The 18946-nt window shown below is 46.2% G+C and carries 17 protein-coding genes; 9 read left to right on the forward strand and 8 right to left on the reverse strand.

The features are described 5' to 3' along the window. Nucleotides 1–93: 93 nt before the first annotated feature. Nucleotides 94–1131, reverse strand: a complete 1038-nt coding sequence (locus tag MHB49_RS26355; protein ID WP_405153593.1) for an ROK family protein — start codon at nucleotides 1129–1131, stop codon at nucleotides 94–96. A gap of 224 nt (nucleotides 1132–1355) precedes the next feature. Next, nucleotides 1356–1625 carry a hypothetical protein gene (locus MHB49_RS26360; RefSeq protein WP_405153594.1) on the reverse strand — a complete coding sequence of 90 codons (270 nt, stop codon included), beginning with the start codon at nucleotides 1623–1625 and terminating at the stop codon, nucleotides 1356–1358. A 109-nt stretch (nucleotides 1626–1734) separates the two neighbouring features. Between MHB49_RS26360 and MHB49_RS26365 the strand changes: the two genes are divergently transcribed. The 4 genes from MHB49_RS26365 (at nucleotide 1735) to MHB49_RS26380 (ending at nucleotide 3861) form a co-directional block, all read left to right on the forward strand. Continuing rightward, nucleotides 1735–1950, forward strand: a complete 216-nt coding sequence (locus tag MHB49_RS26365) for a helix-turn-helix domain-containing protein (RefSeq protein ID WP_405153595.1) — start codon at nucleotides 1735–1737, stop codon at nucleotides 1948–1950. Nucleotides 1951–2028: 78 nt separating this feature from the next. Further along, nucleotides 2029–2370 carry a hypothetical protein gene (locus tag MHB49_RS26370; protein ID WP_247898919.1) on the forward strand — a complete coding sequence of 114 codons (342 nt, stop codon included), beginning with the start codon at nucleotides 2029–2031 and terminating at the stop codon, nucleotides 2368–2370. A gap of 121 nt (nucleotides 2371–2491) precedes the next feature. Continuing rightward, a complete protein-coding gene (locus MHB49_RS26375; protein WP_405157243.1) occupies nucleotides 2492–2599 on the forward strand; it encodes a DUF554 family protein in 108 nt (35 codons plus the stop codon). Nucleotides 2600–2979: 380 nt separating this feature from the next. Next, nucleotides 2980–3861: an alpha/beta fold hydrolase gene (locus MHB49_RS26380; protein ID WP_405153596.1), complete on the forward strand. Its 882-nt coding sequence runs from the start codon at nucleotides 2980–2982 to the stop codon at nucleotides 3859–3861. Here the strand turns inward: MHB49_RS26380 and MHB49_RS26385 are convergent. Next, a complete protein-coding gene (locus tag MHB49_RS26385; protein ID WP_405153597.1) occupies nucleotides 3858–4451 on the reverse strand; it encodes a YdeI family protein in 594 nt (197 codons plus the stop codon). The two genes, MHB49_RS26380 and MHB49_RS26385, sit on opposite strands and share 4 nt — an antisense overlap. A 392-nt stretch (nucleotides 4452–4843) precedes the next feature. On the opposite strand from MHB49_RS26385, the gene MHB49_RS26390 reads away from it, so the two are divergent. Beyond that, nucleotides 4844–5161, forward strand: coding sequence for a hypothetical protein (locus tag MHB49_RS26390; RefSeq protein ID WP_405153598.1), 318 nt, complete (start codon nucleotides 4844–4846; stop codon nucleotides 5159–5161). Nucleotides 5162–5214: 53 nt separating this feature from the next. On the opposite strand, the gene MHB49_RS26395 is transcribed toward MHB49_RS26390, so the two are convergent. From MHB49_RS26395 to MHB49_RS26410, 4 genes are all read right to left on the reverse strand, one after another. Next, nucleotides 5215–8751, reverse strand: coding sequence for an S-layer homology domain-containing protein (locus MHB49_RS26395; RefSeq protein WP_405153599.1), 3537 nt, complete (start codon nucleotides 8749–8751; stop codon nucleotides 5215–5217). 692 nt (nucleotides 8752–9443) lie between these two features. After that, the gene (locus MHB49_RS26400; protein ID WP_405153600.1) at nucleotides 9444–10313 is read right to left on the reverse strand and encodes an SDR family NAD(P)-dependent oxidoreductase; all 870 of its coding nucleotides are present in this window, start codon (nucleotides 10311–10313) and stop codon (nucleotides 9444–9446) included. A 49-nt stretch (nucleotides 10314–10362) separates the two neighbouring features. Next, nucleotides 10363–11361 carry an NADP-dependent oxidoreductase gene (locus MHB49_RS26405; RefSeq protein WP_405153601.1) on the reverse strand — a complete coding sequence of 333 codons (999 nt, stop codon included), beginning with the start codon at nucleotides 11359–11361 and terminating at the stop codon, nucleotides 10363–10365. Between the two features lie 211 nt (nucleotides 11362–11572). Further along, nucleotides 11573–12331, reverse strand: a complete 759-nt coding sequence (locus MHB49_RS26410; protein ID WP_405153602.1) for an SDR family oxidoreductase — start codon at nucleotides 12329–12331, stop codon at nucleotides 11573–11575. 182 nt (nucleotides 12332–12513) lie between these two features. Between MHB49_RS26410 and MHB49_RS26415 the strand changes: the two genes are divergently transcribed. Then, nucleotides 12514–13152, forward strand: coding sequence for a TetR/AcrR family transcriptional regulator (locus tag MHB49_RS26415; protein ID WP_405153603.1), 639 nt, complete (start codon nucleotides 12514–12516; stop codon nucleotides 13150–13152). An 832-nt stretch (nucleotides 13153–13984) separates the two neighbouring features. Here the strand turns inward: MHB49_RS26415 and MHB49_RS26420 are convergent. Next, nucleotides 13985–14584 (reverse strand): TetR/AcrR family transcriptional regulator, encoded by a 600-nt coding sequence (locus MHB49_RS26420; protein ID WP_405153604.1) that lies wholly within the window; start codon nucleotides 14582–14584, stop codon nucleotides 13985–13987. 218 nt (nucleotides 14585–14802) lie between these two features. Between MHB49_RS26420 and gap the strand changes: the two genes are divergently transcribed. The 3 genes from gap (at nucleotide 14803) to MHB49_RS26435 (ending at nucleotide 18813) form a co-directional block, all read left to right on the forward strand. After that, the gene (gene gap, locus MHB49_RS26425) at nucleotides 14803–15813 is read left to right on the forward strand and encodes a type I glyceraldehyde-3-phosphate dehydrogenase (protein WP_405153605.1); all 1011 of its coding nucleotides are present in this window, start codon (nucleotides 14803–14805) and stop codon (nucleotides 15811–15813) included. Between the two features lie 249 nt (nucleotides 15814–16062). Further along, nucleotides 16063–17052 (forward strand): NAD-dependent epimerase/dehydratase family protein, encoded by a 990-nt coding sequence (locus MHB49_RS26430; protein ID WP_405153606.1) that lies wholly within the window; start codon nucleotides 16063–16065, stop codon nucleotides 17050–17052. A gap of 411 nt (nucleotides 17053–17463) precedes the next feature. Then, nucleotides 17464–18813, forward strand: coding sequence for a DJ-1/PfpI family protein (locus MHB49_RS26435; RefSeq protein ID WP_405153607.1), 1350 nt, complete (start codon nucleotides 17464–17466; stop codon nucleotides 18811–18813). The last annotated feature ends 133 nt before the right edge of the window (nucleotides 18814–18946 follow it).

The following is an 18946-nucleotide window of genomic DNA, read 5'->3' on the forward strand; positions in this document are numbered from 1 at the left end:
CGTTATCGTGTCAATAATTTGTACAGTTGAAATAGGAAACATGGTTAAGCTTTATTCCTAAAAATAGAATACTCGTAAAAGCTCCTTTTTCCTTTACCACTGCTTCTCAACCACCTGAATGCGGTAGGTCAGGCTCTCCAACGTAACAGCGACTAGCCCAGTCACATATTCGCGCCGAGTGTCTCTCTGGATGATCAACTCAGGCATATGCTCCTGTGGGATCAGGTGATCCAGACAGCCTTGTAACAGGCCGTCCCGCATAGCCGGGTCCATCGTATCGCCCGTAACGACAATCGCTGCCGGGTTAATAATCGCGATAATGGAGATCAGCGTCTTGACGACGATTTCCTTCAACCCTTCTGTCGTTTTCAACATTCGCAGCTGCTCTTCCCGTGACACACCAAATGGTAGAAAAGACACCTCGCCCCCAAATTGCGTGTTCCCTGTGAGCGGACGACCATCAATAATAAAGCCTGCCCCTGGAAAATGGTTCTCAGGGAACGTCACCACCGCAAAGTTCTTCTCTCCCTCAAATTGCTGCTGGTTGTACAGCCCGTAGACCGTCAAGTTCATGTCGTTGCCAATGACCACTTCCACGTCCTCATACTGCTCCTTAAGCCTTGGGCCGAGCGGCTGATACATCAGCTCTGGTACATCGCAAATCCCAATAACGCCGTTGTGTGCCACCCCAGGTATGCCGATACCAATCGCCTGAACATTGTGGTGTTGTTCGATCAAGTTTGCAATCAGATCCTCTACTACCGTTACATTAATCTCATCCAAAATGAGTGTCTGTTCATCCTCCATTTCCCCGTTCAGATTGGCATATGTATGTGTGATCGAGTGAATGCCACCCTCCGTTCGAATAATCAGACACAGCACACTCGCGTAGTCCGCATTGAATTGATACCGACTCGCAGGTCTTCCCCCACTCGATTCATCCGGGCCCAGATCGATTATTTCACCAGTTTGGAGTAATTCGTTCAGGATCGTGCCGCATGTCGCTACGCTGAGTTTGGTCAGATTCGCAATGGAAGCCTTCGTGCCGACGCCCATTGACCGAAGTGTATTCTTCACCAGTTCAACGTTGATGCGCTTCACCTGTTGGGTATTGTGTGATGTAGGTAACATCGTTAGTTATATGCCTCCTTTCGTTTGTATGTATATGGGTGATCGCGTATTCGAGAAAGTATTGGAGGGAAGTTTTTAAAAGTGTTTTAATAATTGAAGTTTAGGGGGATTGGTGTGGAAAGTCAATGCTTATTTGGTAATGGTTTGAGGGTTGGTTAAAAGAGAAAAAGGACAGTGCACGATCATCTTGGGAATGATCCTGTGCCGTCCTTTGATTCAAATGCTTATGTAGACTGGCTCATGTGATGGGCCAAGATGCTCTTCTCCAGCCTGACTTCAAATAACTTGCGGTTCAAATCCTGTTCCATCGCATGAAGGTGATACGCGGCTTGTTTTACTGTATCCATGTGCAGCACCCCTGCCCGCTTCGCAATAATGTCCATGGCGTCTAGGATCAGTTTGTTGCATGTGACCAATTGGTCTACGTAATCGTCTTCCTGTCGGACTAGTTGTGCGTACTGCAAAGATAGGATCTCGCAGTTGGTACTTGTCATGTCACCACTCCTAAAATTGGTACGCATAAGAGTACCAGATATACAAAAAGCATATGGTACGCTCATGCGTAACGTCAAGACCATATGGAAATTTCAGGAGTGATTTAAGATGGCAAAAAAAGTTGTTGTCAATATTCACAGACTTACGGAAAAACATAACATTTCACTGCGAGAATTAGCACGTATGGCCGATATTCGCCACGCCGCTTTAAGTGAGTTGCAGTCTGGGAAGCGTGAGAACATTAACTTTGCTCATATTGAGCGGATCGCAGAAGCGTTGGGTATTGAAGATATAAGAGAGATTATTGAGATTCGGGATATTTAGAAGAATACGGAACTTGAAACACTCACGTTATTACCTGGGTTGTAACACCATAGTCGATAACTCAATAGGAGATCAAGAATGATGAGAAAAAAACGAATATTAATAGGCATTTTTACGCTGGTTGGCTTATTACTACTCAGTGAATTATTCCTTTGGTCTTCAGGAAGAGTTGGATTATTCAATATAGCGAACAGAATTATTTCTGGTGCACCTAATGTTGAAGTACAGGGGAAAAGTTTATCTTATCAAGGAACAGTTCATTCTAGTCCTTCCGATCTTGACGAATATGCATCAAGTGATAAAGGCGAAGCACTTTACAAGGCCAAAGGTACACCACCAAACCCACCATGGATATATGTAAAAAAAGATTTGAATACTTTTTTTCGCTATAAAACGCCACAAGTTCCTTGGCGCATGTAATTTTGAAAGCAATCAAACTCATACTTCCCTCTCATTAAAAACATGGTTAAGTTCAAAAGACAAAGAGCACCAGAAACGGTGCTCTTTATTTTTACAGTCTTTCTTCCCTTCGCACTGTCTGATTGGCGGTATCCTTGCACTATGTACGGGATTGAACATCTTGAAGATTACGAAGATCAAAGTGTTGAATCTGCTGCCTGCATCATTTATTCCAATCTTTTTGCTGTAGGTTCAGCATACTGAGGTCTTTCCATAAACATAAAAAGATAGTTAAGCGGCGGCCTTGATCCTGACTACGTCAGGGCTAAGGCCGTTCACGTCCAACCGGAGACTGAGAACAAATTCAATCTGGCGTACGATTTGAATCAATGACGAGTCAAGTAAGATAGGGTTATGAGTTTATGAACAATAATCACCTCAAGACATTGAACCAGAGGAGACCTATCCTATGAACAAAATAAAAAAAAAGTAGGTTTGTGGCTTGGTGTTACTACTCTGACACTATCACTCGTAGTTCTTTATTTTCCAACATGGACGTCAAAAATAAAAGGTTCAAACCCTATTCATGTACTGGAACAAGTTAAACTCAATGGTACGAGACATGAAATCATGATCAGAGGGGAGGATCTGGAAAACCCAGTTATCCTTTATTTACACGGTGGACCGGGTGCATCTGAACTTCCGTACGCGAAAAAGTACCAAGATTTATTAGAATCTCAGTTTACGATTGTGAACTACGATCAGAGAGCAAGCGGCAAATCCTATCATTTTTTCGAGGACTATTCCAATCTCTCAGCGGATTTGCTGGTTGAAGATATACTGGCCGTCACGGATTATATTACCCAACGTCTAGGGAAGAAAAAGGTAATATTGATTGGTCATTCATACGGAACATACATAGGAACTCTTGCTGCACATCGAGCACCCGAAAAATATGAAGCCTACATTGGGATCGGGCAGATGGCAGATACACAACAGAGCGAGATGGACGGATGGAATTTCGTTATGGAGCAAGCCCAGTTGGCTGATAATCCTGAAGATGTAGACGAGTTGGAGCAGATCTATGAACCGATCAAACAAGGAAAGGCATTCACGCCGCGAAATATCGTTCAACGTTATGGGGGCGCTTCAAGGTTGATGGACAGCCCTGACACCAGCTTCCTGGGAATGACCTTCAGCCATGAATACAATATGTTTGATGCCATTCGATATAATAAAGGGATCATTTATTCGCAAGAAATACTGATAAGTGAAGCCATGAGCCGTCCTTTGCCAGCCTTGATTACCAAGCTGAACCTACCCTTTTATTTTGTTATGGGAGATTACGACTTTATGACCTCATCCCATGCCGCCAAGACGTTTTTTGACCAGATTGAAGGAAAACAAAAGGAATTCATTGCCTATAAGAATTCGGCTCACTACCCACATTATGAAGAGAAACAAAGATTCTTTCATTGGATGGTAGATACCTTTATCAAGCAAACACCTTAATCATTCAATCCTTTACCCTCCATGATCGGCTGCATGTACTTCTCTATTCGTGACACTTTCGTTTTGGACTGCTTGGGTTGTGAGAAATAATAGAGATATGCCCGCTGCCGTCCGGGTGTCAACGCTTCAAATGCAGCCTGAAAGGCAGGGTTCTCATCGAATTGCTGCTGAAGTTCCTCGGGAACGGTATATTCGGCAGTCTTTTTTAATTCCACTTGCAAACCAGCTTGTTCCACTTCAATAGCTTCCTGGATGTAGGCTTTGATCATAGGCTCCTGCTCCACAATCTGCTCCAGACTGGTAAAGCGAAGCTGGCGTCCTGCCTGTACATTATCCGTTTGCTGGACCAAAATGCCGTGCGTATCCTTCAGCAGAGCACCTTTGAAAAACAGAATGGCCACGTATTCTTTGAATCCATGGATTAAAGCGATATTTTTCCCATTCAGCATATAACAAGGGTGCATCCATTTCATATCCTCTGTCAGTTCAAAATCCAGAATAATCTCTCTTAGTTTCGCGGACTCTTCCTTCCACGTTTTTAATTTCTTAAGATAGCCGTCAACTTTGCGCGTTCCATTCGAATCGGTCATCAGTGAATACCTCGCTTCATTTCATCTATTGGTGTTTGGTTTTCATACCATTTTAAATTACGCTTCTTAGGATCTTACAGATTCAATTGTACTGACTTTTATCGGATTGTACATAACCACTTCTCAAGTTTGTATTGACGCTTACGGCTTGAATTAATCGAGTTTATTAAAATTTTTCCAACACAATAAAATTCAAGAAAACAACACTATGGATATTTTTAGCCATAGATTCTTTTTTTGTAACTTTTTTAGTGATTGGACGTCTACATACTATAAGTACATTGGGAAAGGATGAAAAATTTGAAAGTAAAAAAAAATGGCCCTTCGTCGTAATAAGCAGCTTTGTCGTGATGCTTCTGGTAATCGTCTATTTCGTTTTCTTTTCGGATTATATGAAAGGATGGTCTTCGCCAGCAAAGGAACAGCAATATTACACAGGCACCGTCGTTGAAATAAAAGAGCAAGATAGTAAAATAGACGGAGACAAGGTACTTTACTCCATCATACTGGATAATGGAGAATATCTGAATGTAACGAAAAACTCGAGGTTTTATGTTACTTCGAGTGACTTTTATCAAGCTGATGCCAAATTCAGCAAAATGCGAATCGAGGCTGATTTCAACAATGTTAATGTAGGTAATAAAGTTGAAAGTTGGACGAGACAAGTAAATAATCATTTATTTGAAATATATGAGTTAACTATTAAATAAACAAAGGCCATCCCTTTTCAGGATGGCCCTTGCCTTCATTTATTCTGTTGAGATTACACGTACATCGCCAACAGCAGCTTATAGATCATTGCTGCGGCTTCCGCACGGGTCGTCATATTTCCTGAACGAATCGTATTATCAGTATATCCGTTCACAATGTTAGCCTGAACGGCTGTATTCAGTGCTTCTTGTGCCCAAGACGGCGTTTGCGTCGCATCAGTGAAGCTTGGTTTTACAGTATCTCCACTCGCTCCCGACTGTGCATCTGCACTTAGCTTCAATGCATTCGCCATCATCACAGCCATCTCGGCACGAGTGATCGTCTGATTAGGCTTGAATGTATTATCACCATAGCCCTTCACGATTCCGGCTTGTACGGCTGCGGCGATGTCACTCTTCGCCCAGTCTGGCAGACTGCTTTGGTCTGCAAACGTCGTATCCGACTGCACGGACTTCAAGGCCAGTGCCTTACTGATCAACGTAACAAACTCTGCCCGTGTAATCTTCTTGGATGGTTGGAATGTACCATCTGTGTAGCCTTGGATAACGTCCATGCCAATCAAACGATCTGCATAGTCGGATGACCAGTGACCGTTCAGGTCGGACAGATTGGCTGGTACGTAACTGGACACCACGAAGGTTCCCAGATGATTCACATTCGTCGTCACCGTTCCTGCTGCGTCTGTCTTCCCGCCGATAAATACCCAGCTCTGACGAGCTTCATTATAATAGTAGATTGCTGGCTGTGTACCTTGAGGCAGCTTGGAAGCATCATATTGCAAGCGAAGTGCTGCCTGCTCATTCAATGTCCGTCCTCCACTGCGAGTAATCTGTACCGCTTGACCCAGTACGTTCAGTGAAGTTGCATTCGGCAATTGGTCCTTGGACACGACAGATAGTTGCAACGTATCTTTTGCCACAATGGCTCCAGCCGGCGCGTTGAATTGCACGATGTCTTTCAGGCCCGTTTGTACAGGCTGATTCGCTCCTACTTCTACTTTCACTTCAGTAGTTGATTCTGACCCCGCATCCGGGTTAGTTGGTGTGGTTGGAACGGTAGGCGTTGTTGGCACGCTTGGTGTGCTTCCTCCAGAATTCCCACCAGAGCTGCCTCCATTATCTCCACCTGAACCCCCACCGCCATTACCTGAGCGGGCTTGTACGGTAACCGTACGTGTGACTTCCTGTGCAGCATTGCCGGCAATATCTTTCACATTATAACGAAGGGTGTAGATCCCCGCCGCTTGTGTGTTCACTGTGCCGTCAATCTGCACGGAACCACGGATGCCCACATTATCTGCTGCCTGTGCTCCGGGCTCGTTATACGTATCTCCTACCATTAATGTCATCTGGCTGCTGCCTTGCAGGGTGATGACAGGGATTTCATGGTCTATTTTGACCACCAATGGTAAAGTATACGTTTCGTTCAGATCGTCTGTCGCTCTGAATAACAGCTTATGCTCTCCAGCCTCGGTGATCTCCAAAGGTGTACTCTCCGTATACGGCTCATACGTCTGACCTCCATCATGAGACAGCTCAATCGTCGCCGAAGTGGCAGGCGCGTATACTGTGCTGGTTACACTAACCGTTACGGACTGGTTTGTCCATGTATCCGTATGATATGGCTGGCTGTCAGCAGTGTTCATGTTGCCTTTTAACACCAATACCTGATTATTTGTTCCTTCCACAATGACAGTGAACGTTCTGGTATCCATTTCGCTGCCACGTTGTACCGTTGCCGTCAATTCCAGTCGCTCATTATTCTCAGGCTGTGTAAGAAGTTTGCCCTGTGCATCCATCAACTCCGGTTTGGAGCTGGACCAGCTAATCGTTGCTCCATGTTTTCCTTCAACAGGAAGGGTAAGGTCGGAAGTGACCGCGTTCAGATCGCCCAGATCAATCGCTTGAAGCGTATCCGTTACCGCCTGTGCATCACTGTAAGGTGCAGCACTCACGAAGATTGGATTGGAGTAGAACCACAGATCGCGATAGTTCTGATCATTGATCTCGTTGAACCGAGTCGTTGCATCAGCTGTTGTAATTTTCGGATCAAGCTGCGGTTCACCATTTACGGTTTCACCTGTAACGTTCATACCCAGATTCGTACCACGCAGACGATAATATTTATCCTGATCTGTGGCTTTGATCTTATACGTGATGACATTGTAACCTTCGGCATCTGTCGTCCAATCGTTGGACGTGAAGGTTGCCAGCACTTCAGTGGAATCGTTAGTGTCTTTGGAATATGCGGGTGTGCCCTTCTCAGCCTTACCCGTCACATCTCCCGCGATGAGATCGACGTGATCTACCACCGGTACTTGTCCAGCAGACGTGCCGCTGTTAATTGGTTTTTCATAGTTGTTGCTTGTAGTTGGACTCTTGAAACGGATTTTCAGTTCCACTTCGTCACCTTGGGTCACACCCAGGTCTCCGCCCATTTCAGCCTGAGTACCCGCGCCGGAAGCCGTGAAGTCCAGTGCGTTAATCAGATCACCAAATACGGAAAATGATTTCCCCGAACGAAGTCCTTCCAGCACGGCTTGCATACCTGTACCCTCAACCCACGAATAGGTCTTGGCATATTCGCCCGGAAAATAACCGCTGGAATTCGTGTCAATTGTCTTGAAATGGTAATCCGAATTGCCATAATTCCAGAAGTGGCGCCCTTCTCCCAGCAATGCGTCCCACAGTCCGCCCACCTTGGCGACCATGTAGTCCACACCACCGTATGTACGGTATTTGTATCCATCGTCTGCGGTCGGATTGGCTACGTTATATGTTGTGTTGTACCCGCCACGGTCCGGTTCCATCTGGTTGCCCAACATACCTTCGATTCCGAATACGACTTGTGGGGCCAGATCGTTGAATTCACGGAAGTCCGCGATAGTATATTTGTTTTTGCCGCGTGAAGGATGGTTGATCATTGCATAACTCGTCGTTGGATACTTGGTTGCCAGCCAATTAATGGCGGTCAGCGCATCCTGATGAGTCGTATAGGCACGTCCACCTGTCTGATTCCAATTCGCTACGTCAGCCGCATTGAACAGGTTCGCTGCGCGATTGGTAAAACGATATTCAAATTCGTTTGCAGCTTCAAGCGCTTCGGTCGAATTCGGTTCATCCGTAAGAATCCCCACCCCAACATGTTCATGTGTCGGCATGTCCCATTCGAAACCCGAGAAGATCGTTTTGCCTGCGTACTTGCCTGCTGCCTGAAGGGCCTTGATCTGCGGTACCTGATATTCGTTCATCCCTTGAGACATCGGAATCGATCCGGTTGGAATGTCTGCTCCATTGTGATCCCGCTTGGATAACCGCAAATGATCCGTAAGCGCAATCCAGTCCAGACCATACTTCGTCAGTCCCGCATCGAGTACATTTTCCAGCGAGTTCTGCGCATCATCGGACTCAAACGTATGTACATGCAAATCTCCCGTTTGCCATGAACCTGCTGCCGAGCTGTTGGTTGGGGTGTTATCTCCCGCATCCGCATAGGATACCGGAGCAGGGAAAGCCCCCATGACAAGGCCCGTAGCCAGTGGTATAAGCGTAAGCATAGCGAGCATTTTCTTTCCTTTATTGTTGAACAAAGTCATCCCACCACCGTTCTAAGTTGTTGTGTCGGGAGTAAATATAAGTGACTTTGGGGAAAGGGTCAACGCAATGAAAGCGCCTATTAAAAATTTGACATATATCTGCATTGGTTTACATTTCGTTAACGATTTCTTTTACTTTGTATATGAAGATCATGCTCATTCTTACTCCATATTATGGTCTTGAAATGTGCTAGATTGAAGTTTCAAGAGGGGGAAGAAAAGTTCAAATTTTGTTCACCATTCAGGGAATTTCCCCCACTGCTAGTGGTCTATTAGGAATACATTGTTCCTTAAAAGACAAGAACATTGTTCCACTGTCAGAGTACTGCCCTTTCCTACAATGTCGCCGTTTCCGACGCGACCGCATAAGTACCTCGAAGAAGCTAAAAAGCTCAACCAGTAAAAACTGACTGAGCTCATAAAATGACTGCCCCTGTGTGACACTCAAAACGTGAACGCATATCTCGATCGATTTAAAGCCGTCTTCCGCGATGTGACTACGAAGTATTTGAATCACTATAGTACCATTTCTTTGATGGAATAACCTCGCTGTCGGTGCTTACGCGAATCAAAGAACTTTTTCACCAAGCAATCCAGCAGTCCATAAAAACAGCTGGAGAGATTCTTCCAGCCTAATGTGAGAACAAACTTCAGAAGATACCTTATAAGCAACAATCTTCTGGAACTCAACCATTAACTTGAAAACGCCCGCCAAGAAATTCATGGCTATATATATCAGATATTTTTTCCAGCACACGCTGCGCATGTTCTGGAAATTTCAAGTCCGCAATCCGATCTTTGAACAGAAACACGCCAGTCTCATTGCTGTTTTTGCCCAGAGCTCCCTCATATAATAGGTTGGCTCCATGAGTAGGCGGAGAGGAAAAAAACTTCATAAACAGTTCAAACCCTGCGGTCAGTCCGGAATCTTTTCCTTTTCTTAGCGTGTTGTTAATGCCCGGGTCAACGCTGCGGATCTTGATGCCTTCCTTGGCAAGCTGCGGTGCGACGGCTTGGGTCCACAACGAAAGAGCCAGCTTTGAAGTCGCATATGGTCCATACATTTTGCGGAAGGTTTTGGGATGCTCCAATTTTTCGATCGTAAACTCCTTCGTAAATCTAAACACCTGCGATGAAGTGTTAATCACCGTTTTTAAGCTGCCGTTCTTCAACAGCTCCTTCAATTCCATCAGAATAATATAAGGAACGACCGTCAACAATTCATAATGCAATTCGCGGCCTTGTTTCGAATAGCGCAGCTCACTTAAGCCTCCTCCGGCGTTGTTAAACAAAATATCGATCCGCTGCTCCTTGCTTTTTATTTTTTCCAAAGAGTGTCTCAAGCTGTCATAATCGGTGAGATCCTTCACTTTATAGGCTCGGAGCCTTCCGTCCTTGAGATGATTTTGGAGGAATCTATCGTCCTCTGGAAAATCCGACCTGTTTAAAGCAACCACCTGCCAGTTCTCCGACAGCAATTTCCGGGTTAATGCCAACCCGATCCCACTACTTGCGCCTGTAATCAGTGCGATATGTTCTTGTTGGTTCGTATTCAATGTATGTCCTCCTTCATATTTCAGAATATTCACCGGTTATTTGCGCACATCAGTCGGAGGCAGGAAGGAGGATCAGTTTGCCGTGGGCACGCCCACTCTGACTGATTTCGACGGCCGAACGCCATGCGTCGAGTGCGAAAGTCTTGGCGACCGGAATCGTGAACTTGCCGTCAGCTGCGTACTGGGCAAAATCGCCGACAACGTCATAACGCAGAGTATGTATTTCTCCGTAGCTGGCGCGAACGCCAAGTTCGGCGGCTGCGGCGAAATCGCTGACGGTTAGGACTCGCTGGGGATGCCCATTGACGATATGGATCAGATCTATCATTGCGCCGCTGACCGGAGCGGCATCCAGGGCGAGGTCAACCGGCTGCTTCGCCAGTTCGGTCACTCGCTCGACCATTCCATCACCGTACGAGGTCACCATCGCTCCCATTGCGCGGAGTTTGTCGGCGTAGGTGGCACCAGCGGTTGCGACCACACGAGCACCGCGCATGAGGGCAATTTGGACGGCGGCGAAGCCTACCGTTGTGCCGGCTCCATGCACGAGTACGGTCTGGCCCGCCCTCACTCCGAGAGTATCGATGCCCCGGTAGGCGGTTTCGACCGCCATTGGCAGTGCTGCAGCCTGTACAAAGTCGAGTCCAGCCGGCATGCGGAACCAGTAGTACATAATCGCTCGGTCGGACGCACCGGCGCTCGATCCGCCCATGAAATCTGCGGCACCCAGAACGGCATCACCGATGGCGACATCGGTTACGCCCTCTCCAACTGCGTCTACAATTCCTGACACGTCCAGCCCAATCCCGCGAGGCAAGGGCAGTTCACCGGCAAACTGTCCTCGGCACATCCCCCAGTCAACGGGATTTAACCCACAAGCGCGTACGCTTACGCGGATGCGTCCCGGGCCTGGTTCTGGGATCGCCACCTCCTCCAAATGCAAGACATCGGCCGGTTCGCCGTAGTCATGGAACCGGATTGTCCGCATGGTAACAGGGTTGGATGCCTGATTCTTCACATTTTTGAAAGAAGTATCTAAATTCTCCATTTCGATGTTCCCTCCATTTTGCTCTGATGTAATAGTGTTCTCCGTGAATTCAAACGCTCTTCCAAGGAAAAGGCAACGAAATCCTAAACTATAAAGTTCACTTGAAGGCAAGATGTCTTGAGGGGAGAGTTATATGAAAATTCATGACCTTCCTGCCCGCGCTTTAATAGTCATGATAAGAAGCCCTGATCCAGTTGCGAACTGAGAGTGCTCAGATCTGGGATCCGCCTCCGTCAACAGGGAACTCAGCCCCGGTGGTATAGGTGGCCTCAAATGCCAGGAATGCTACGGCTTTGGCGACCTCGACTGGATCGCCGAAACGCAGCATCGGGATCTGCTGTTTTATCTGCTCCCCGGTCTGTTCTGCAGCTTCCTTCGGCATCGACCTCTCCAAGATGTCGGTGTCAATGGGGCCGGGGCTGACCGCGTTGACGCGAATCTTCCGCGGTAACAGCTCGCGGGCCAGACTGCGAGTCATGGAGCGCAGCGCTGCTTTACTGGCCGCGTACGCACTGATCATCGGGATACCCAATACGTTCGTGATAGAGGTGGTGAGCACCACGCCACTTCCTGCGTTTAGCAATGTGGCGAGTTTCTGCACGGTGAAGTACGGACCTTTGGCGTTGATTGTAAGTAACTCGTCGTACACTTCTTCGGACATTGACTCGAAGGGGACATAGCGCGTGATACCGGCGTTAACGAACAGTGCGTCGATCATGCCGAACTCGGCCTTGACCCGGTCGACCAACTCCTCGATATCCGTCAACGACGCTGCGTCGCTCAGCAATGCGACAGCGTTGTTGCCGAGTTGTTCACGAGCCGCATCCAGCGTCGTCTGAGTACGTCCAGTAATCAGAACGTGTGCGCCTTCATCCACTAGCAACTTTGCCGTCGCAAGACCGATTCCGCTGCTACCTCCTGTGATCACGACCCTTTTGTCAGAGAATTTGCCCTTACTGAGTAGTTCCATTTAAATCGTCCTCCCTTTGTATAATCCGTAATCGGATGATTAGGTATAGAAGCGATTATATAGCAATAAATTTAATAAGTAAACTAAATTTATTAAATTAGTTCATTTAATTAATTTCATACATATAGGGTAGCGAATTTGTTATAATATGTTTTATAGGCATCAAAGGGAGGTACTTAACCGTGAGAAAAGCTGTGAGTGTAGATACATATGTGGAAAAAATAAAACCCGTTATAAGAAAAACAAAATTCAGCCAACTAAAAGTCGACGATCTCGCAAAATATATGGATATCAGCAAAGTGACACTTTATAAGCATTTTTCCTCCAAAGACGACATCATCGAACAAGTCGTGGATTATTACATCGATTATTCGAAGAAGGCTGACACCGTTGTCAAAGACGATTCCATCTCTTTTTTGGATCGTTTTCAATTAACATTTTTACAATCTTTGATGTGTGCCGCGTATATCTCTGATTTGTTCTTGCAAGATCTGAAAGAATTTTATCCGCACCATTTTGAGAATCTGTCCGTTGCCCTACAAAATCGGAATAAAAGTTTACAAACTTTTTTTGAATCCGGTATGGAGCAACAGATTTTCAACAGATTGAATGCCGTGTTGTTTATGGTTCAAGATGACGCTGTTCTGCGACGCTTTATCGAGCCGTCATTTTCGATTCAGTATGATATCACCTTGAAACAAGCGATTATAGATTTCTACTATATGAAGCAGTATCAATTGCTAAAACCTGAATATCTGAAGATGATAGACGACTCCGATATTGAAAGGAAGATCGTTAATATATTGCAGGCCATTTCATAAGTGAAGCGTCCATATCCGATTCCGTTGGACTTTATTGCTAAACAAGTAGACATCTTCCCATAAGAGTTGAGTGTTACGCTGAACGTGAATAATCTAATTCGAAATGACACCGTGTTCTTGGCCTTTTCGGCAAAGGAACCAAGTTCATGTCCTTAGCTTGGGACAAGATCTTGGTTCCAAAAAAGCCGCTATTATAGCGACTTTAATGGAAATATGTTCTTGTCCTCGACAACTGATCACATCGTTTTCTATTTTGATGCTCATCTAAAACTACTTGAAGCGCTGGTTATATGGCTGGCTTCCGTTCTGGCGTATTATACATACTCAATTTTTTACATATTTATCAATCGACTTTTGTAGCGTCTTTTTTTGTACAGTAATTATTACAACAGCGAAACTGCTTGCAGCTTAAGTCCCCTAATAAAGTTCCCTACCAAAACCCTGCCAGCAGAGCAGCTCCAATTAAATAGGCCGAACTTAATACATGAACTTGGAGAATGTTGCCGTACTCAGCATTGCTTGAACGGGGTCAACGGCTGTGAATTGTCCTCCTTCAAACGTAAATCCCCCTAGTTGATTCATAGATTCGTGAATAAAAAGAGAATTTTTTCACATAGTAAGTTGGCATTTCCCCAAATTTGCGAGAAATGCAGTTGAAATATTACATAAACTGATATTTAAAATTTATTATATATTCGACGTTTAGCCTTGCAATCGTGGTCACGTCTTCTCCTCTAAACGTTCAAGTAAAGATCCATCGAAAGTCAAAATTCTGAACTTGAGTTGTTCATCGATGATGCTCAGCCCCATTTCGATGTGCCAGCACACCAGATTAACAGGTCTTTAAGCAGCACTGCTGCAAATAGGACGAGAAGATTTTTTTATTCATTAGCATGTGCTTGTTATCTCCATCCAACTTGCTGAGTAATATCCCCCCCTCCAACAAGGAAAATGCAAATGATGCCAGCGCATCCACATCCAGATCCTCCTTAAACTCCCCAGCTTGAATGCCGTCACGAATAATACTTTTCATCATATCCAAGAAGTTATGCAGCCCTTGCCTTGCCTGCCCACAAAGCTCCAAATGAGTATCATCACTTTCTACAGCTGTATTCTGCATGGGACATCCGCCAATAAATGGTGGATCGTCGACGACATTCTCATAGACACGAAAAAAAGCAACCAACTTTCCTGACGCAGACTGCTCTTGATCGACCGCTTCAGAAAATTTTCTGGCGACCATACTGGCAGCATAATTGTAGGCTTCAAGTGCTATCTCGTCTTTACTGGCAAAATGTCGATAGATACCCCCCTTCTTAATTCCTGTGTCGGCAATAATATCGTTTAGCGATGTACCGGCATATCCTCTCTGGTTAAAAATTTCAGCCGATTTCATAATGATATGTTCCCGTGTTCTGTCCCCTTTTTTCATAAGCTCCTCCGTATGAACCTTTTTTTATTTCATTTGTTTTAAATGAATAACTCAATTCGTCTTGCAATTCAATAATATCATGTTAATATAAAGATACCGATCGGTCTCTTTTAACATTATACAACAGGCCATTCTAGAATGAAATAACGCTGCCCATTTTTATGTCATCACTGGCATTTTCTTATTGTAATAAATAAAACTTATAGGGGGATTTTTCAATGACAATAAAAGTAGGTATAAACGGTTTTGGACGAATTGGACGACTCGCTTTTCGCCGAATTCAAGATGTGGAAGGCGTCGAGGTTGTAGCGATTAACGACCTTACGAACGCTAAAATGTTAGCTCATCTGCTCAAATATGATACGACGCAAGGCACTTTTCACGGTGACATTGAAGTCCATGACGGAACCTTCAAAGTAAACGGAAAAGAGGTTAAGGTTTTGGCTAAGCGGAATCCTGAAGAGCTTCCTTGGGGAGAGCTTGGCGTTGATATTGTTCTCGAATGTACAGGCTTCTTCACCACGAAAGAAAAGGCCGAGCTTCACCTGAAAGGCGGAGCGAAGAAAGTTGTCATTTCCGCCCCTGCTACAGGTGACATGAAAACGATCGTATACAACGTGAACCATGACACACTGGACGGAACGGAAACCGTCATTTCCGGCGCTTCCTGCACAACCAACTGCCTGGCCCCTATGGCTAAAGCTTTGCACGACAAGTTTGGTATCCAATCCGGGCTGATGACGACCGTTCACGCTTACACGGGTAACCAAAACACGCTTGACGCTCCGGATCCAAAAGGCAATTTCCGAGCTGCACGCGCCTCAGCGGAGAACATCGTTCCCTACTCCACCGGTGCCGCCAAAGCCATTGGTCTGGTTCTTCCGGAACTGAAGGGCAAACTGGATGGGGCATCTCAACGTGTACCTGTACCAACAGGTTCCGTGACTGAACTCGTTGCCGTTTTGAATACCAAGGTAACGGTTGAGCAAGTTAACGCTGCTATGAAAGAAGCTTCCGATCCAGAAACTTTCGGCTACACGGAAGACGAAATTGTATCTTCCGATATCAAAGGCATCACATTCGGTTCGCTCTTCGACGCCACGCAGACGAAAGTACTGACAGTCGGTGACCAGCAATTGGTGAAAGCCGCAGCTTGGTACGATAACGAAATGTCTTATACAGCCCAATTGGTTCGTACGCTGGAGCACTTCGCTAAGATCGCTAGATAAATAATCAAAGGATGGAGAGAAGGAAAATCCCATGGAGGATGAACTCCACTTACGATGATCGATTGTTCGGCATTAGTCTGGTTTTGACGGGAGGCGAGTCTGTTGACGCTAGTGGGCGTCTGAGAATGCTGCATCCCTGCTTTCACGTCACAGATCGGCTACGCAAGGTGGACCACACACAACTCTGCGGTTCTTGAGCAAATCCGCGGCGGCGCCATGACGGACTATCCTGAATTCCGAACCGAAAGGATGAGCACCTTGAAAATTCTCGTCACGGGAGGCACCGGCCTGCTCGGCGGCCGACTGATCCCTAAGCTCGTGGAGGATGGTCACCAGATTTTCGCCCTCACTCGCTCTGTATCATCTCACGCCAAACTCAAGGCCATGGGTGCGACGCCGGTTGATGCCGATCTCGAAAGCAGCACGCCAATCGTGTTACCGACGATCGATGCAGTTGTGCATGCGGCCGCCCTTTTCCGCTTTTCAGGGCCACGCGAACCCTTCTTCCGAACCAACGTCGATGGCACCGCAGCCTTGCTGAAGGCAGCGGAGTCCGCCCGTGCAAAGACATTCGTCTACATTAGCGCGGCGGGGATCCACATGGATAACGGCGGTACGCTCATCCGCGACGCCGATGAAAGCGCGCCGACTTTCCCGAACCACTTCTCCGCCTACCTGGCGAGCAAGGCACGGGCCGATTCATTGGTTCTGGCAGCCAACAAACCCGGCTTTCGCACGATCGCGCTTCGCCCACCGGCTATCTGGGGGCCAGGTGATCCGTTTAGCCGAGCGCTTCCCGAAGCAGTCAAATCTGGACAGTTCGCGTTCATCGACCGCGGCGATTACCCTTTTTCAACCTGCCATGTGGACAATGTAGTTGAAGCCATACAATGCGCTCTTGAACGCGGAGAAGGCGGCCATGCCTTCTTTATCAAAGACCAGGATGGGCAGACTTTCCGTGAGTTCGTCGCCTCGCTTGCGAACTTGCAGGGCCTGTCCATCGATAAACTGCGTTCGATACCCTACTGGCTCTCCTCTGCCGTTGGCCGGCTGTTCGACACGATCTGGGGCGTCACGCGGAAAGACGGCGATCCACCGATCTCACGCTCGATGATACGCATGATTGGACGTGAGTTCACCGTCAACGATGCCGCTGCACGTCGGGAGTTGGGCTATGTCGGAAGAACTTTGCGCGATGCCGGCTTGCAAAGCTATGAGGAACCATCTGCTCGACGATAAGGCTTTGGAGGGCAAACGACGGCAATCGATGGCAAGTTGTTCTCTGGACTGGCTCTTTTGGCCAATTTGGTAGGCATGAGCATTACAACATCATCAAAAGCCTATTAGCGTAATAAAAAAATGGAGCAGTCGCCGCCGGCGATACTGCTCCTTCATTTTCAATTCCCCGCTCAAATCATTCATCCACATAGAAAAAGACCGAAGTCATCAAATTGAAAAACCTTTAGCACAGCGGAATATGAATGTAGCCCTATCGGGTCTTGATTATAAAAGAGAATAGACCAAAGTCCAGTACTCCCCTCCTACGGTAGCCGAGTCCCCCAACCCGACCGCAGTCAGATGTGTAGTTGATGCTGAATTGGTATATTTTTTGAGGTAACAATTTTAAATTTTGGGAAGGGGAACAGGTTAGTGAAAGTTGTATTACGAATCTTGATGTATGTCCTCGTTTTTATCATCATTGTGGGAGGGGCAGGCGCCTTTGGTTTCACCCATACCATGAATGCTGGAATGTCACTCTATAACCAGAATACTCCTACATTGGATCATGTAAAGGTACCTACATATGATGGTGACAAACCAACCGTAGCTGTTTTGCTGGCTAACGAAGTAACAGAAGTTTTTGATTTTCTTGTCCCGTACGAGATGTTTGCCCTCACGGGAGCTTACAACGTGTTCAGCGTAGCACCTGATTACAAGATTAAGTCTTTAACCGGAGGACTGGATGTTGTCCCGCATTATTCGTTTGATGATATGGACCTGATGCTTGGCAAAAGTCCAGATATTATCGTCATACCGTTTATGCCTATTTTAGATGAAGAAAAATATGCACCCGTCCGTGAATGGATCCGCAAGCATTCGAGTGATAAAACCATTCTTCTTTCTATATGTAATGGCGCGGAAAATCTGGCGGATACCGGCTTGCTGAACGGAAAAATGGCTGCGACTCACTGGGGAGATATCAATCGTCTAATCAAAAATTATCCGGAGATTCAGTGGGTGAAAGATCAGCGTTATGTTGCCCAAGGCAATATCGTCTCCTCTGCCGGCCTTACATCCGGAATTGACGCGACCCTTCATGTGATTTCCCAGCAGTTGGGCGAGGCAGCTGCGAAGAAAGTGGCAAGTGAAATCAATTATCCCTCTTATCATTATGTAACACAGCCAAAAATGGAACCATTCACAGCAGGGTTGAGTGATATCACGTATATTTTAAATCAAGCTTATCAATGGAAGAAGGAGAAAGCAGGAGTACTGCTATATCCAGGTGCAGATGAATTAGATTTATCCGCTGCCTTCGATACCTATGCCGCTTCTGGAACGACGACTACATTAACTGTGTCTCGTGAAAATAAACCGATTGTAACCAAGCACGGCCTGAATTTGGTTGCACGTTATCAGATGGAAGAGGTCCCCGCATTATCAAAGATGATTATCGTCGGAGCCCAGGCCGAGTCTGTAGCTGCCGAAGATATCCACCAATGGGAAAAAACAGACAATCGTGCAAATCTGCTTTTCTTACACAAGGATGCGCAAGGGAGGTTCGCAATGGACCCCGCATTTGAGGATTTGTCCAAGCAAGAAGATGTATTAACAGCAAAATTTGCTGCCAAGCGACTCGAATATCGCGCTACCGACCATTTGAAGCTGGAGGGAAACCCTTTCTCAATCGAGGCATTTGCTGTGCCGATTATACTTGGCATGTTATCTCTACTTATCGGATTTTTCATTGATCGGAGATTGTTTCATAGACGTGGGTAATTTTACAGAATCGCATCAAAGGATATGGAGTTTAAACCAGCTTGAATGTGGCTACCGACATATGAATGGACTCTATAACAGAATCGTCTGTTCAATCCGGAATGAAACAGGCTATTACATTTAATGTCTTATA

It is taken from the genome of Paenibacillus sp. FSL K6-0108 (genome assembly GCF_045040695.1).
GTDB classification, from domain to species: domain Bacteria; phylum Bacillota; class Bacilli; order Paenibacillales; family Paenibacillaceae; genus Paenibacillus; species Paenibacillus pabuli_B.

Excerpts from the sequence above, each read along its gene's own strand:
- MHB49_RS26355 (WP_405153593.1), bottom strand. The coding sequence starts at position 1,131 with ATGTTACCTACATCACACAATACCCAACAGGTGAAGCGCATCAACGTT.
- MHB49_RS26360 (WP_405153594.1), bottom strand. The coding sequence starts at position 1,625 with ATGACAAGTACCAACTGCGAGATCCTATCTTTGCAGTACGCACAACTA.
- MHB49_RS26365 (WP_405153595.1), top strand. The coding sequence starts at position 1,735 with ATGGCAAAAAAAGTTGTTGTCAATATTCACAGACTTACGGAAAAACAT.
- MHB49_RS26370 (WP_247898919.1), top strand. The coding sequence starts at position 2,029 with ATGATGAGAAAAAAACGAATATTAATAGGCATTTTTACGCTGGTTGGC.
- MHB49_RS26380 (WP_405153596.1), top strand. The coding sequence starts at position 2,980 with ATGATCAGAGGGGAGGATCTGGAAAACCCAGTTATCCTTTATTTACAC.
- MHB49_RS26385 (WP_405153597.1), bottom strand. The coding sequence starts at position 4,451 with ATGACCGATTCGAATGGAACGCGCAAAGTTGACGGCTATCTTAAGAAA.
- MHB49_RS26390 (WP_405153598.1), top strand. The coding sequence starts at position 4,844 with ATGAAAGGATGGTCTTCGCCAGCAAAGGAACAGCAATATTACACAGGC.
- MHB49_RS26405 (WP_405153601.1), bottom strand. The coding sequence starts at position 11,361 with ATGGAGAATTTAGATACTTCTTTCAAAAATGTGAAGAATCAGGCATCC.
- MHB49_RS26410 (WP_405153602.1), bottom strand. The coding sequence starts at position 12,331 with ATGGAACTACTCAGTAAGGGCAAATTCTCTGACAAAAGGGTCGTGATC.
- MHB49_RS26420 (WP_405153604.1), bottom strand. The coding sequence starts at position 14,584 with ATGAAAAAAGGGGACAGAACACGGGAACATATCATTATGAAATCGGCT.
- gap (WP_405153605.1), top strand. The coding sequence starts at position 14,803 with ATGACAATAAAAGTAGGTATAAACGGTTTTGGACGAATTGGACGACTC.
- MHB49_RS26430 (WP_405153606.1), top strand. The coding sequence starts at position 16,063 with ATGAGCACCTTGAAAATTCTCGTCACGGGAGGCACCGGCCTGCTCGGC.